The organism is Arthrobacter sp. GW460-12-1-14-TSB2, assembly GCF_059423525.1.
This window is the reverse complement of sequence record NZ_JBWKYC010000001.1, coordinates 16,953-29,979: the sequence shown is the minus strand read 5'-3', so window position 1 is coordinate 29,979 and position 13,027 is coordinate 16,953. Positions and strand designations below refer to the sequence as shown.

Below are 13,027 nucleotides of genomic sequence, written 5' to 3'. Positions count from 1 at the left end.
CCCGCCCCCCCCCCCCCCCCCCCCCCCCCCCCCCCCCCCACGGCCCCATTCCCTGGACAGCTCGGACGCAGGTTTACAGCCGGGTGGCCCGAACCACGACGTCGTGCAGGGGCGCGCCGTGGTCCCCGCCTCCGTTGGCTGTCCGCGTCTCCACCCGGGCACTGTCGATGCTCCACATGGCAGGGTCGAGGCCCCCGGTGATGTCCTCGAGAGTGACAGTGGCCTCGGCGGGCGGGCGGCTTCCGTGTCCAGTTGCGGCGTGGTCGTGCCGGTGCCCGACGATCAAGAGCGTGCCTCCCGGGGCGACCCAGTCCGCGATGCGCTGGTAGAACGCCAACTGCGGCATCGCGGGGTGGGCGTAATGAGTGGTCACCAAGTCGAAACGGCTTTCCGGCTTCCAGGTGGTCAGGTCGGCCTCGACCCAGGTCACACCGTTGCCCACGGACTGCTTTGCTGTGCTCGCGGCCGCCTGAGCAAGGGCAGCGGCGGAAATGTCGGCTCCTGTGACCTCCCAGCCGTGAGATGCCAGCCATAGTGCTTCCGCCCCGGTCCCGCATCCGGCATCCAGCGCCGTACCGGGGGCCAGTCCGCCCGCCTCTTGTGCGAGATACGGGTTCGGGCCGCCGGCGCCCAAACCTGCCGGCGCACCATCGTGGGCCTGTTCCCAGTGCCGTTCCCAATAGCCCTTGCCGAACGTGTGTGCAGTCTGGTCCACGTCGAATCCCTTCCGATCTGATACAAGCTTCAGTGTCGATCGTGCCCAGCGCGTCGGCGAATGTGCAAGCTGCATTGCCAAATGGCAAAATCGAGGGATGACCCACGATCCAGACCACACCCTCAACGCTCTCGGGCCACGGCTCAAGCGTCTCCGACTCCGCCGGGACGTGACGCTCGTGGACCTGGCGGAACAAACAGGGATCTCCGCCAGCACGCTCTCGCGGCTCGAAGCAGGCCTGAGGCGACCTACCCTCGAGCAGCTGTTGCCGTTGGCCCGAGTCCACGGGGTCACGCTGGACGAGCTCGTGGACGCGCCACCGACCGGGGACCCCCGCGTCAATTTGCGGCCCGTAGCCAGCGCAGACGGGGCGACGATCCTGCCTCTGACTCGCCGGCCGGGCGGCATTCAGGCCTACAAATTTATCCTCCCGGAAGGCAAGGATGAACAGGAGCCGCAGCTACGCACCCACGACGGATACGACTGGGTTTATGTGCTCGACGGGACCTTGCGTCTTGTTCTCGGTGAACACGACCTCATCCTCAAACCTGGCGAGGCCGCAGAGTTCGACACGCGCACGCCGCACTGGTTCGGCGCCACCGGCACCGGTCCCGTCGAATTCCTCAGCCTCATCGGGAAGCAAGGCCAACGCGCGCACGTCCGCGCGGCACCCCATCCGGGACGGTGACACAATCCGCTGGATCAGGGGTTCAGGAAGTCGTTGCCCTGTTCCACACGAAATAGATCCGCGCCTTCCTTGGTGAACCGGATGGCTGAAAAGCAGCATGGATCAGGACGACGCTGGCACGCTGGATCGAAGAAGTGTAGGAGCCGTAGGCTGCCGGCAGCCTGACTGTCGCGGGACCGCAGCCGGCGTTAAGAACCGTCGGCGTTAAGAAAGCGTAAAGGAATCGCACAAAAGCGCCCTTTCCCTCTCGTCTCGGCATAGGTTGAATCGCCGAAGTGTGGGTGCAGTTCAGTGTGCTGCGCCGGCCGAACCTTAGGAGACGCAGATGAGCGGTACAGGCCACCAGATCATTCCCGCGGAAGTCCGCAGGCCGGGGCAACCGACCGATACGGGAAACGCTCTGGGGCGGTGGCTGCTCAAGCACCAGGTCCAGCCGGTGATCGGCCCGGAAAGTCCCGAAGACCACGCCGCTCCCCAGGCCTGGTGGAAGGTCATGTGCCTGACCGGTGTTGACTACTTCTCCACGCTGTCCTACCTTCCGGCCATCGCCGCTCTCGCAGCCGGTGCGCTGTCGCCGTTGGCCACCCTGCTGATCGTTGCCCTCACGCTCCTGGGAATGCTGCCGATGTACCGCCGTGTGGCCAGGGAAAGCCCCCACGGACAAGGATCGGTTGCCATGCTTGAAAGCCTCCTGCCGTTCTGGCGGGGAAAAATTTTTGTCCTGATCCTCCTGGGATTCGTGGCAACGTCCTGGATCATCACCATTACGCTTTCGTCGGCTGATGCCACCGTGCACATGCTCGAAAACCCGTATCTCCCGGAATTCCTCGATGGACAGGCCGTCCTTATCACCGTGGTTCTTTTGCTGATACTGGGCGGTGTGTTCCTGCTCGGGTTCAGCGAAGCCGTCGTGGTGGCCATTCCGCTCGTGGCACTATTCCTGCTCCTCAATGCCGTGGTCATCATCACCGGCGTGGCGACGGTCATCAGCGATCCCGCCGCCTTGGCCGCCTGGACCGGAGACCTGTCGGCACGCGGCGGTTTCGGGGACATTATCGGCCCCGCCGTCATCGCCTTTCCACTGCTGGTCCTCGGCCTGTCCGGGTTCGAAACCGGCGTAAGCATGATGCCGCTGGTGGCCGCCGAAGGCAGGACGGCCGAGGAACGCCTCACCTCCAGGGTGCGGAACACCCGCAAACTGCTCACTACGGCTGCTGCCATCATGAGCGTCTACCTCCTCGGCAGTAGCTTCGTCACCACAGTCCTGATCCCGGCCAAGGAATTCGAACCCGGAGGTGAGGCCAGCGGACGCGCCCTGGCCTACTTGGCACACCAACAACTGGGGAACGGCTTCGGTACGGTCTACGACATCAGCAGCATCCTGATTCTGTGGTTCGCCGGCGCCTCGGCCATGGCCGGCCTGATCAACATCGTCCCGCGCTACCTCCCCGCTTACGGCATGGCCCCCGAATGGGGACGCGCGGTCCGCCCCGTGGTCCTGGTCTACACGGCGGTCAGCATCCTCATCACCATCGGCTTCAACGCCGACGTCAACGCCCAGGCCGGCGCGTACGCCACCGGCATCCTAGCGATGATGGTCTCGGGATCCATCGCTGTCACGATCTCCGCCTTCAGTCGGGGCAACCGACGGGCCGGGGCCGGCTTTACGCTGCTCTCCCTGATACTGCTCTACGCGCTGGCCGCGAACGTCATCGAAAAGCCCGACGGCCTGACCATCTCCGCCTTTTTCATTCTGGGCATCATCGCCATCTCGCTGGTTTCCCGTGTCGCCCGGACCACGGAGCTGCGCGCGGACCTGATCAGGTTTGACGAGAATACCCGCCGCTATATCGCAGACTCGCTGGACTACGACGGCGCCCTGAACCTGATCGCCAACCGCCGCCAGACCGGCGACAACCGGGAATACTCCGAGAAGGAATACGAGCAACGGGGCCAGAACGCAGTCCCCGGGACCGCTGACGTCATTTTCCTCGAAATCGACATCATCGACCCCTCCAACTTCGGCGGGACCCTGGACGTGCACGGCGTCGAAGTCGACGGCCACCGCATCCTGCGGGTAGAGAGCCCCGCCGCTCCCAACGCCATCGCCGCGGTCCTCCTGGCTCTCCGGGACACTGCCGGCGTCATACCCCACGCGTACTTCGAATGGTCCGAAGGCAACCCGCTCGCCCACCTGATGCGCTACCTGCTGCTGGGCCGCGGCGACACCCCGCCGGTGGTGCGGGAAATCCTGCGGAAGCACGAACCGGATCCTGCTCGCCGCCCACGCATCCACGTGGGGTAGCCGGACAACCCGAAGGCGATGGCGGCGGCGTTCCGGATCGCCAGGTCCGCAACGTCCCGCCTTCTTCAAGCGTCGGAGTGCCAGGTGCCCGTTTCCGCGCTGTATACCAGCCAATGGCCACTCACCGGGCCGTCTGCTGTGGGTCGGTGGCTAACCCAGGTGCGGTCCCCCTCCCGCGGCTCCCGCAAAGCCGACTGATCATCAAAACGGTCGACCGTCATCAGCATCTCCCTCCCGGTTGCATCTGAATTCTGATCCAAGCCTATAACCAGAAAGACCAGTCTGTCTCCTGCAACAGTGCGGGTGACGAAGGCGATTTCGACGTCGGACTGGAACACGAAGCCGGACATCGAGGCCTCGATTAGGCCCGGATTGTGCAACGCTGGTTGCATGGATCTGGAGGTGTCGCCCGCGCTCACAATTCCCGCGTCTGAACTCCGCTGGCGGTTCTCCCGCTCGTCCGGCCCGGGAGGTCAACACGTCAATACCTCGGACAGCCGAGTCGAGCTCTCGTGGAACGTCAAAAACTCGGCGGCGCTTTCGGACGACCAACGGCTCATGCTGATCACGAGACTCGCACGGCGGCTTATCGCCGGGGTGATCACAGTGACCGCCGCCGAGCAGCGCTCTCAGTTGCGCAACCGGGAGATCGCCCTGGCGAAACTTTCCGGCCTCCTGGCAGGTGCCCTTGCCCCCGAAGCCGCTCCCCGCCGGGCGACCAAACCCACCCGCGGCTCCAATCGTCGGCGCCTTGCCGCAAAGGAACAGCGTGCGGCGACAAAACAGCAACGAAGGCGGCCGTCGCTCGAGTAGCGCCCCGCTCCGAAGACGTTCGCCATCGGGAGCAGGAGCATGTACATAGCAGCCTATTCAGCTTTGAAATACTTCAGCTAATCGAGGCATTTCGTGAATTAAGCAATATCGATACCGGATTTACTATCTGCGATGAGTGATAACCTGACCGGCATGGCAAAACGAGTAATAACCACGCTTGAAGACGATCTCGACGGTTCCGAAGCGAATGAAACAATCATTTTTTCTATCGATGCTGCTGAATATGAGATTGATCTCAATAATGTCCACGCCGCCGAACTGCGTGAGGCAATGAATAAGTACACCGCCGTTGCGAGAAAGACCACCGGACGCGCCAGGCCGGCGCGACGACCCAGCAGCGGCACCAAGGACGCCAAGGCTGTCCGCGCGTGGGCGATTCAGAATGGTATCCCCGTGAATGCCCGGGGCCGAATTCAAGCTGACGTGCTGGAGCGCTACGCAGCAGCGCTCTAAAAGAACCCAGGCCATGGCCCTTCACACCGGATGGCGTCATAGCCGGACTGAGGCTCAGCACAATGAATAGGCGCAATCAGGGCCGGGGGCTACTAATCGGCTTTCGGTCCTGATTCTGTTTAGTCACCTATCCAGGTGGGCATCCCTGACGTCCTGGGGTGTTGCGCCCTGAATGACCCAGCGGTTGCCATCCGGGTCGCCGAAGTAGGCAAACTGGATGCCGCCCATGTCTTGAATTTCACTGATATCGGCACCGCGGCCCAGGAGTTCCGCGCGCAAGGCACCCAACTCCGGCGTGACGAGCTGCAGCCCTTCGAGGCTGCCAGGCGTCATACTGGTCATCCCCGTACCTATCACGATGGAAACGGCCGAACCCGGCGGAGTCAGCTGGACCACCCTCATTCCCGGTATGTACTCAACGTCGTGGTCGAGGACAAAACCAAGCTGCTCCGTATAGAACGCTTTCGACCTGTCGACATCAGCTACCGGGACCTGAACAACTTCAAGGCGCATCTCCATGCGCCCAAGAATACCGCCGCACCGGAAGGCAGCTACGCTCGGCACGCGCGACCGTCGGTCGTCACCTATCCTCGGTGGTTGACGCCCGTTCGGCCCCGGGGCGACACTGGCGTAATGAGCGAAGCGGAAAAGGAAACCATTGTCCGTTCGGTCGTCGACCGTCTGTCAGCGCGCTTTCCGGAGGCGGAGCGGACCCACATCGCGCGAATCGTCGGCGAAGAGTACGAGTCACTGGCTGACGGGCGAATCAGGAGCTTCATCCCTACCCTCATAGAGCATGAAGCCAGGGCCCGGCTTCAACGCGAATTCGCCCCGGAGCCGTCTGGGTCGGCTCCGCTTCAGTGAAGTGACCTGGGCGGGGATTGGCGCCATGCCCGGAAGAACCGGGTCCGGGCGTCGGCGCCCCGTTGTTGTTCCAACGCGTGGAGACGGCCATAGGTAAATTCGTTTCCCTCGCCGCCCTCCCGGGACTCCGTGGCAAGTGACCGTAACTTCTCCCGGATGACGACGCTGTCCTGCTGGTCGCCCAAAATTGTTTGGATTTCTTCAGCGGTGCGGGCAAGGTTGGCTCCCCGCTTTCCGAAAATCGGCAGGGCTGCTTCTGCCGCGTAGCGGACGCGTTTTGCGCTCTTCCGGACCTCATGTAGCGCTGCGTCGAGAGACGCTTCATCCGGCATCTCGTCCAGGCCTTTCACAGCACGCCGCAGGCGCTTCCGTTCTGCATTGACCAGCCGGGCTATCGTCCCCGGGGCCCTTTTGTCGGCAGGTCCGCCCAGTAGAGGGGAAGCAAGAAAGTCGTCCAGTGCATCAAGAAGCCGAAAGTACCGGTCGCCCGTCATGGCGGCCAGGCCTTCGGCGAGGGCAGCCTCATAAGCTGCCCCGAGCTGGTCCTCGATGTGTTGTTTCACCGGGCCAATGATCAGATCCGGCGGTTCGGCGCTGATCAGGTCGTTCAAATGGGTCCGCATGACCTCCAGATCCCGTGCCGCTCCCACCGCCCCGGCCAACCATTTGAGTTCTCCACGGAGGAACTGTGTGGTTCCTTTATCCGTCAGCTTGCGGAAGCTTGCGAGTACGGACCGCATCCGGCGCGCTGCCACGCGGAGCTGGTGTATAGCGTCCGGCGCTCCCTCCCGCACCCCTGGGTCATGCGCCTTCAGGGCCTCGACCTGTGCATGCATGTACCAAAGCAGCACCGCCGAGGCGTCGCCCTTGCGCCGAGGCTCGGGCGCCGGGTTGGTGCCAGCTGGATATCGGGCACCAAGCGCCCGTGCCAGCTTCGAGGGCAGCTCCGCCGGCAGGTGGCCGGCCCGGGCGAAGACCATACCTGCGGCATCCAGAAGTTTCCGGTGCCCGTCGATCAGTTCGATCTCCCATTCCCGCCAGGCGGCCTTGTCAACCGGTTCGAGGAGGATCCGGGATTCCACCCGATCGTCGCTAAATTCGGCCAGGACCGTTCCGTCGGCTGCGACCAGGGGAATAGCTGTACGTCGGGTTGTCAGGTGTGCCACCGCAACCAATTCCTGGTTTCGGGTATGGGCCAGCACCAGTTGCTTCAGCCGTAAGGGCACTGAGTCCAGGTCCTTGTTCAACGGTTCCTTGATTTCGCGCCGTTCGCCCGCGGCCACCGGCAGTTTCAGATGCCATCCGGCATCCATGCCGCCCGTGCGCCGGCGCAACGTAATGCGGCGGGCCGCAAGCGCTAACGTCGCGGTGTCAAAATACACTGCATCGAGAGTCTGATCCGATCGCGTTCCCACGTGGTCCACTCCGGCAATCGCCGTCAATCCCGGCAGCGCAACGGACCCTCCGACGTCGAACTTTCGTTCCACTTCCAAATTCTCCGTCCCGGGCATGCTTCATGGTAGGCCGGTATCTGTCCCCTGGCGTGGTGCCTAAAGGCCCCTTATGAACCGAAGCCGGGGAAGCGATCCCATCTTTCCGTGAGGAGACCCCCTATGTGAGGAGTGAGGCGATCAGGCCCTCGATGCGGGTCTTGATTTCATCGCGGATGGGGCGGACCGCGTCCACGCCCTGGCCCGCCGGATCTTCCAAGACCCAGTCTTCGTAGCGCTTGCCGGGGAAGTACGGGCATTCGTCGCCGCAGCCCATGGTGATCACTACGTCGGATTCCTTCACGGACTCGGTGGTGAGGACCTTCGGGATTTCGGCGGACATGTCGATGCCGAGTTCGGCCATGGCTTCAACGGCGGCCGGGTTGACCTTGTCAGCCGGCTGCGACCCTGCGGAGCGGACCTCGATCCCGCCCTTGGCCAAGGTGGTCAGGAACGCCGCGGCCATCTGGGAGCGGCCGGCGTTATGGACGCAGACAAAGAGGACGGATGGTTTCTTGGCGGTTTCGGTGCTCACGGGGTTTCTCCTGAAGATAGTTGGTACAGCCATGGATTCATGATTCGTAGTAGTCAGGCGGCGCGCACTCGGGGTGCCAGGTCGTTGACGCGGTGGGCGATGTCCGCGAAGGCATCCTCAAAAGCCTCAGCGGTACCCAGGCGCAGCGGGTCCCGCACTGACCAGTGGACGCCGCGAAGGCCCGTCAGCTCCTCATGGGCGTTGTCGCAGACCGTTACGACGAAGTCCCCCTCCCCAGCCACCAGGTCCAACCTGCGCGGGGTTCGGTCTTCGAGGTCCATGCCATGACGGCGGGCAACGTCGATGGCGCCTTCCGCGATACGTTCTGCGGGGTGCGTTCCGGCCGACGTTGAGGGGACTTCGCTGACCCGCTGCCAGAGCGCGGCGGCCAGCTGGGACCGGGCGCTGTTGCGCGTGCAGACGAACAGGACGCGGCGGGCTCCGTGTTCCGTCGCTGGCACCAGACCTTCCAGGGCGCCGGCCGCAAGCCGGACATAGCTGCGGCGCCGGTCAGCTTCTGAGCGGTGGCGGATGGTCAGCCCGGCTGTTTCCAGGGTTCGCAAATGGTGGGACAGCAGATTCGAGGGCATCCCCAGTTCGGCCTGCAGTTCCATCGGGGAAAAGTCCCCCAACGTCAGCAGATCAACGATGCGCAGCCGGGCGGGATCGGCCAAGGCAGCGTACTTGGCCACCCTCGCCATAAACGGGCTTTTCCCCTCAATATTCATTGATTCAATTTTGACTGAGTTAATTCTTTCGGTCAAGCTGTTTGGTATGACCATGACAACCAACCAGCCGCCGCTCTGGCGCCGCGCCGTGGCCGAACTGATCGGCACCAGCCTGCTCGTGACGATCGTCGTCGGCTCCGGAATCGCCGCACAGCAACTTTCCCCCGGCGACGTTGGGCTACAGCTACTCCAGAACAGCACCGCCACCGTGTTGGGCCTGACCGTCCTGATCCTGATGCTCGGGCCCGTGAGCGGTGCGCATTTCAATCCGGCGGTGTCCCTTGCCGACTGGACCCTGGCCCGACGCAGCGGCACCGGACTAAGCCTGCCGGAGCTCGGTACCTACGTCGTGGCGCAGACGGTGGGTGCGGTCAGCGGCAGTATGGTCGCGAACGCAATGTTCGAGGTGGGCACGTCCATCTCCGCCAAGGAGCGGGCAACCCCCGGACACCTGATGGGTGAGGTCGTGGCGACCGCCGGGCTGATCCTGCTGATCTTCGCACTGGCGGCGACCAAAAGGGGCGCCCTGGCCGCGCCGGCGGTGGGCGCTTACATCGGCGCCGCGTACTGGTTCACGTCCTCGACGTCGTTCGCGAACCCGGCCGTGACAGTCGGGCGCATCTTCAGTGACACCTTCGCCGGCATCGCACCGGCGTCCGTTCCCGGCTTCATTGTTGCGCAGCTTATCGGCGGGGCAATTGGCCTTGGCCTCCTCACCGCCCTTTTCCCCTCGGCGGCCAACGCCGCGGACGACGTCGTCCTGCCGCACGCATCCAGGACGGCCGGCTCGTAGCAGTCCGGCACCGCAGGCAGGCAAACGTCCTGGCGTACTAGGCTTCGCTTGTGATCTCCAAGGCTGCCCCGGGTCCGACGGCGGACGCAGGACGGCGCGTCAGGCTGGCCGCTGTGGCGGGCATGATCGGCGCAGTCCTTTTCGTGTCCGTGTTCACCATCTACGGGTGGCTGTTGCCGGGATACTCCCCCACGAGGATGTTCGTCAGCGAACTTTCCCTCGGCCCCTGTGGCTGGGTCCAGATCCTGAACTTCCTCCAGACCGGTGCCTTGATGCTGGTATTCGGCGTCGGCCTCGCTGCACACTTCACCACAGGTGCCGCGTCCCGAGCCGGCCCCGCACTGATACAGGGCATCGGAGTCAGTCTGATGGCCTCGGGACCGTTCACCACCGACCCGTCGGCGATGTTCGGCCAAACCAGTGCCGGAGGGATCGTGCACGGCATCTTCGGCGCCCTGGTTTTTACCTTCGCGCCGATCAGTTGCTTCGTGTTCTACCGGCGCTTCCGCCGTGAGCCGTTCTGGCAGCCACTGGCGGGACGGACGCTCGCCATCGGCTTCGTCCTCGCCGTCGGGATTGTGGTGCTCAAGATCAGCCAGCAGGCCGGGAGCGGACTGTTCGAGTGGAAGGGTCTGGTGCAGCGCGTCCTGCTGATCGCGATGATGGCGTGGCTCTTCACCGTTGCCTTCCGCCTGCACAGCCAGCACCGGAGCAGGACGCCCGCCCGTCGAGCGGTTCCCTAGGACCAGATGCCCAAGCTCCGCCTGGATCGGTGGCGATGCCGCCGCTGATCACGGGACTCGCACTGCTTTCCAAGTAGGCTGAATCCACACATACGGACAGGAGGCTGAGTTGGCAGAGACCACTGTGGCTGCGGTAATGGCCGAGCTGGACGCGCTTGAGGACCCGAGGGCACGCGAGGTGAACGAGAGACACGGTGACGATCACGGCGTGAATCTCAGCAAACTGCGCGGGATCGCGAAGCGGCTGAAGACACAGCAGGAACTCGCACGCCAGCTCTGGCAGACAGAAAACACCGCGGCGAGGCTGCTGGCGATCCTGATCTGCCGCCCGAAGGCGTTCGACCGTGACGAGTTGGACGCCATGCTGCGCGCGGCGCGCACTCCCAAGGTGCACGACTGGCTTGTGAACTACGTCGTGAAGAAGAGCCCGCACTCCGAAGAGCTTCGACTGGCCTGGTCCGCCGATCCGGATCCAGTAGTCGCGAGTGCCGGCTGGTCGCTGACCACCGAACGGGTGGCGAGGAAACCCGAGGGCCTGGACCTCGCAGGACTGCTCGACGTCATCGAGGCGGAGATGAAAGAAGCCCCGGATCGACTGCAGTGGGCGATGAACCACTGCTTGGCCCAGATCGGGATTGAGCATGCGGAACTTCGCGCTCGTGCAATCAGAATCGGTGAACGCCTGGAAGTGCTCAAGGACTACCCGACTCCCCCAAACTGCACGTCTCCGTTCGCACCCATCTGGATTACGGAGATAGTGCGCCGACGACAGGATACGTAGGAGCGCGGTACGGGGAATCAGTGAGCGTTTACAGGTTCGCCTCGGCATACACTCGCAGTGCATCCCGGACGAAAGCAGCTCCCGACTCGCCGCCATAATTTGCGCTGAACCGCGGATCGGCAACGTAGATCTCGCCGAGACCGAGCACATAGCCCTTCACGTCGCCGCCCGGGGCTGCCGCCGGGGTCCCGGGGATGCCCCGGAGCCATTCCACCTGCCGCCGGGCGAGGTCCTGCGCCTCGTCGCTGCCGGGGGCAAGCCCCTTGCCGGCCGCTCGAATCCAGTCGCTTCCGAGTTGCTGCGAGCGCTGCTTCCATGCCGTCTTTTCCGCGCCATCCATTCCACGCCACCAGGCATCGCTGCTGGCGTAGGCATCTTTGCCCCAGCGTTCTTCCACTTCCTCCTTGTACTGAGTGTGGTCAAAGCCGTCGAACATGTTCTCTGCCATAAGTTCTGCACCTTCTTTTACTGCCTCGATAGTGTTCTGGACGGACATGATCTGCCGGTTCAGCCGGTCCTGCTCCTGTCGAAGCCACTTCAGGTGACTGCTCAAGGCCGTGGCGGCGTCCGACTCGTTGCCGAGCACTTCGGCGATTCCGGACAGCCCAAGGCCCAGTTCCCGCAGCAACAGGATTCGCTGAAGCTGAACGAGAGACTGCTGGTCGTAGTGCCGGTATCCGTTGTGGGCGATCCGGCTCGGCTTTAGCAGGCCGATCTCGTCATAGTGCCGCAGCGTCCGGCTTGTGGTGCCCGCGATCCTGGCGATCTCTTGGATCGACCAGTCCATCTGTTGCTCCTTCCGCGCCAGTGTCCGTCCAATAATTCGACTCTAAAGGTTGACGCTGCGGCAAGGTCAAGAACGGGTTCGACTCCGGGAAGGAAGGGGTCGGGCTTTGCGCGAGAGGAGCCTCGCGGACAGGACGACCAGGACGGTCGTTACAGCTCCGGACAGGAGCACCTCGTCGAACGAGAGCCCGTCGATGTTAGGCTGCAGCTCCTCCTCGGTGGCCCAACCGAACCACACCTCGCTGGTGAACAGCCCGATGCAGAAGCACGCGACCACCGCGATCGCCATGGTCCACAGCCGGTGCACCGCTCCCCTGCCGACGGCCAACCCGGCGAATACGCCAAACCCAAGGGACAGGGCAAGGAGCAACGCCAACCCCTGGAGTCCCAGATCCCACTGCACAACGCCGCCTCCCTTCGCGCAGGTCCGTCTCACTCAATCGTCGGCCCGGCACACCCGCCCGAATAGGGGCGGAATGCCCGAGGTCCCTCCCGCCACGGAATCCGTTCCAGTTGGAGGGAAAGTTGGCGGGCTAGTATGTACCCGTGCACGTCCGAGCCAATGAATGGCACCCCTCAGGCAACGTTTCCGAGCAGGCACCTGGCGTCTTTTTCGTCGAAGGACCAGCGTCCAACTGGATCGTGGTTGGCGACGAAACCGGCTTCATGCTCATTGACAGCGGATATCCCGCAGACCGCGCGCTGGTCCTAGGGTCCATCCGTCATCTGGGCTTGCATCCGGCCGACGCCCGGGCGGTGCTGATCACCCACGGCCATGTCGACCACACCGGCTCCGCGGCCTACTTCTCCGAAACATACGGAACGCCGGTCCTGTGCGCCCCGGAAGAACTGGCCCACGTCCAGGGGCGGGAAAAGCACCAGGTCACATTCGGTCAGGTCATCCGCCGGGCCTGGCGCCCCCGAGTCTTCCGCTGGATGGTCCACGCCATCAAGGCAGGATCCCTGACGGCAAAACCTGCACCCAACGCCGAGGCTTGGAACACCGAGAGGCTCCGAAGCCTGCCCGGCAGCCCTGAAGCGATCCTGCTCCCGGGCCACACCCCGGGCAACGCCTCGGTCCTTCTTCCCGAAGCAGGAGTGATCGCCGTAGGTGACTCCTTTGTCAGCGGGCATCCTCTCAGCCGTAGAACCGGACCCCAGATGCTCCACCGGATGTATCACACAGAACCCGCCACGGCGCTGGAGGCGACTCACCTACTCGACGGCGTTAACTCCTCTGTCATACTTCCCGGCCACGGACCGGCACTCCACATGCCCCTAATCGAAGCGCTGACGGCGTTGCGGCACTAGG

The 13,027-nt window shown here is 63.9% G+C and carries 17 protein-coding genes; 9 read left to right on the top strand and 8 right to left on the bottom strand.

The window, feature by feature from the left end:
• Positions 1–73: 73 nt before the first annotated feature.
• Positions 74–715: a class I SAM-dependent methyltransferase gene (locus tag AC07YR_RS00160; RefSeq protein ID WP_494732722.1), complete on the bottom strand. Its 642-nt coding sequence runs from the start codon at positions 713–715 to the stop codon at positions 74–76.
• 97 nt (positions 716–812) lie between these two features.
• Here AC07YR_RS00160 and AC07YR_RS00155 point away from each other — a divergent pair, with 97 nt between their 5' ends.
• Together AC07YR_RS00155 and AC07YR_RS00150 are read left to right on the top strand one after the other, a co-directional pair.
• Positions 813–1,403: a helix-turn-helix domain-containing protein gene (locus AC07YR_RS00155; protein ID WP_494732721.1), complete on the top strand. Its 591-nt coding sequence runs from the start codon at positions 813–815 to the stop codon at positions 1,401–1,403.
• Positions 1,404–1,728: 325 nt separating this feature from the next.
• On the top strand, positions 1,729–3,708 hold the full coding sequence (locus AC07YR_RS00150) for an APC family permease (protein ID WP_494732720.1): 1,980 nt from the start codon (positions 1,729–1,731) through the stop codon (positions 3,706–3,708).
• Positions 3,709–3,773: 65 nt separating this feature from the next.
• Here AC07YR_RS00150 and AC07YR_RS00145 read toward each other — a convergent pair whose 3' ends face one another.
• A complete protein-coding gene (locus tag AC07YR_RS00145) occupies positions 3,774–4,058 on the bottom strand; it encodes a hypothetical protein (protein ID WP_494732719.1) in 285 nt (94 codons plus the stop codon).
• Between the two features lie 40 nt (positions 4,059–4,098).
• Here AC07YR_RS00145 and arfB point away from each other — a divergent pair, with 40 nt between their 5' ends.
• Positions 4,099–4,521: an alternative ribosome rescue aminoacyl-tRNA hydrolase ArfB gene (gene arfB / locus AC07YR_RS00140; RefSeq protein ID WP_436059314.1), complete on the top strand. Its 423-nt coding sequence runs from the start codon at positions 4,099–4,101 to the stop codon at positions 4,519–4,521.
• Positions 4,522–4,653: 132 nt separating this feature from the next.
• Positions 4,654–4,995: a histone-like nucleoid-structuring protein Lsr2 gene (locus tag AC07YR_RS00135; RefSeq protein ID WP_494732718.1), complete on the top strand. Its 342-nt coding sequence runs from the start codon at positions 4,654–4,656 to the stop codon at positions 4,993–4,995.
• Positions 4,996–5,118: 123 nt separating this feature from the next.
• Here the strand turns inward: AC07YR_RS00135 and AC07YR_RS00130 are convergent, their stop codons facing one another.
• The gene (locus AC07YR_RS00130) at positions 5,119–5,514 is read right to left on the bottom strand and encodes a VOC family protein (protein WP_436057523.1); all 396 of its coding nucleotides are present in this window, start codon (positions 5,512–5,514) and stop codon (positions 5,119–5,121) included.
• Here AC07YR_RS00130 and AC07YR_RS00125 point away from each other — a divergent pair.
• Positions 5,419–5,859 (top strand): three-helix bundle dimerization domain-containing protein, encoded by a 441-nt coding sequence (locus tag AC07YR_RS00125; RefSeq protein ID WP_494732717.1) that lies wholly within the window; start codon positions 5,419–5,421, stop codon positions 5,857–5,859. The two genes, AC07YR_RS00130 and AC07YR_RS00125, sit on opposite strands and share 96 nt — an antisense overlap.
• Here AC07YR_RS00125 and AC07YR_RS00120 read toward each other — a convergent pair.
• From AC07YR_RS00120 to AC07YR_RS00110, 3 genes are all read right to left on the bottom strand, one after another.
• Positions 5,853–7,346, bottom strand: a complete 1,494-nt coding sequence (locus tag AC07YR_RS00120) for a CYTH and CHAD domain-containing protein (protein ID WP_494732716.1) — start codon at positions 7,344–7,346, stop codon at positions 5,853–5,855. The genes AC07YR_RS00125 and AC07YR_RS00120 overlap by 7 nt on opposite strands.
• 124 nt (positions 7,347–7,470) lie before the next feature.
• Positions 7,471–7,884: an arsenate reductase ArsC gene (locus AC07YR_RS00115; protein ID WP_494732715.1), complete on the bottom strand. Its 414-nt coding sequence runs from the start codon at positions 7,882–7,884 to the stop codon at positions 7,471–7,473.
• A gap of 53 nt (positions 7,885–7,937) precedes the next feature.
• Positions 7,938–8,612, bottom strand: a complete 675-nt coding sequence (locus AC07YR_RS00110) for an arsenate reductase/protein-tyrosine-phosphatase family protein (RefSeq protein WP_436057519.1) — start codon at positions 8,610–8,612, stop codon at positions 7,938–7,940.
• A gap of 52 nt (positions 8,613–8,664) precedes the next feature.
• Between AC07YR_RS00110 and AC07YR_RS00105 the strand changes: the two genes are divergently transcribed.
• The 3 genes from AC07YR_RS00105 (at position 8,665) to AC07YR_RS00095 (ending at position 10,929) form a co-directional block, all read left to right on the top strand.
• On the top strand, positions 8,665–9,405 hold the full coding sequence (locus AC07YR_RS00105; RefSeq protein WP_494733012.1) for an aquaporin: 741 nt from the start codon (positions 8,665–8,667) through the stop codon (positions 9,403–9,405).
• A gap of 50 nt (positions 9,406–9,455) precedes the next feature.
• Complete coding sequence (locus AC07YR_RS00100) at positions 9,456–10,148, top strand: DUF998 domain-containing protein (RefSeq protein ID WP_494732714.1); 693 nt, start codon at positions 9,456–9,458, stop codon at positions 10,146–10,148.
• A gap of 136 nt (positions 10,149–10,284) precedes the next feature.
• On the top strand, positions 10,285–10,929 hold the full coding sequence (locus AC07YR_RS00095; RefSeq protein ID WP_494733011.1) for a DNA alkylation repair protein: 645 nt from the start codon (positions 10,285–10,287) through the stop codon (positions 10,927–10,929).
• A 28-nt stretch (positions 10,930–10,957) separates the two neighbouring features.
• Here the strand turns inward: AC07YR_RS00095 and AC07YR_RS00090 are convergent, their stop codons facing one another.
• A complete protein-coding gene (locus AC07YR_RS00090) occupies positions 10,958–11,716 on the bottom strand; it encodes a MerR family transcriptional regulator (protein ID WP_494732713.1) in 759 nt (252 codons plus the stop codon).
• Positions 11,717–11,782: 66 nt separating this feature from the next.
• Positions 11,783–12,118 (bottom strand): hypothetical protein, encoded by a 336-nt coding sequence (locus AC07YR_RS00085; protein WP_494732712.1) that lies wholly within the window; start codon positions 12,116–12,118, stop codon positions 11,783–11,785.
• Between the two features lie 143 nt (positions 12,119–12,261).
• On the opposite strand from AC07YR_RS00085, the gene AC07YR_RS00080 reads away from it, so the two are divergent.
• The gene (locus AC07YR_RS00080) at positions 12,262–13,026 is read left to right on the top strand and encodes an MBL fold metallo-hydrolase (RefSeq protein WP_494732711.1); all 765 of its coding nucleotides are present in this window, start codon (positions 12,262–12,264) and stop codon (positions 13,024–13,026) included.
• Position 13,027 lies beyond the last annotated feature (1 nt).

Excerpts from the sequence above, each read along its gene's own strand:
- AC07YR_RS00095 (WP_494733011.1), top strand. The coding sequence starts at position 10,285 with ATGGCCGAGCTGGACGCGCTTGAGGACCCGAGGGCACGCGAGGTGAAC.
- arfB (WP_436059314.1), top strand. The coding sequence starts at position 4,099 with ATGGATCTGGAGGTGTCGCCCGCGCTCACAATTCCCGCGTCTGAACTC.
- AC07YR_RS00135 (WP_494732718.1), top strand. The coding sequence starts at position 4,654 with ATGAGTGATAACCTGACCGGCATGGCAAAACGAGTAATAACCACGCTT.
- AC07YR_RS00150 (WP_494732720.1), top strand. The coding sequence starts at position 1,729 with ATGAGCGGTACAGGCCACCAGATCATTCCCGCGGAAGTCCGCAGGCCG.
- AC07YR_RS00130 (WP_436057523.1), bottom strand. The coding sequence starts at position 5,514 with ATGGAGATGCGCCTTGAAGTTGTTCAGGTCCCGGTAGCTGATGTCGAC.
- AC07YR_RS00145 (WP_494732719.1), bottom strand. The coding sequence starts at position 4,058 with ATGTCCGGCTTCGTGTTCCAGTCCGACGTCGAAATCGCCTTCGTCACC.
- AC07YR_RS00090 (WP_494732713.1), bottom strand. The coding sequence starts at position 11,716 with ATGGACTGGTCGATCCAAGAGATCGCCAGGATCGCGGGCACCACAAGC.
- AC07YR_RS00110 (WP_436057519.1), bottom strand. The coding sequence starts at position 8,612 with ATGAATATTGAGGGGAAAAGCCCGTTTATGGCGAGGGTGGCCAAGTAC.
- AC07YR_RS00155 (WP_494732721.1), top strand. The coding sequence starts at position 813 with ATGACCCACGATCCAGACCACACCCTCAACGCTCTCGGGCCACGGCTC.
- AC07YR_RS00105 (WP_494733012.1), top strand. The coding sequence starts at position 8,665 with ATGACAACCAACCAGCCGCCGCTCTGGCGCCGCGCCGTGGCCGAACTG.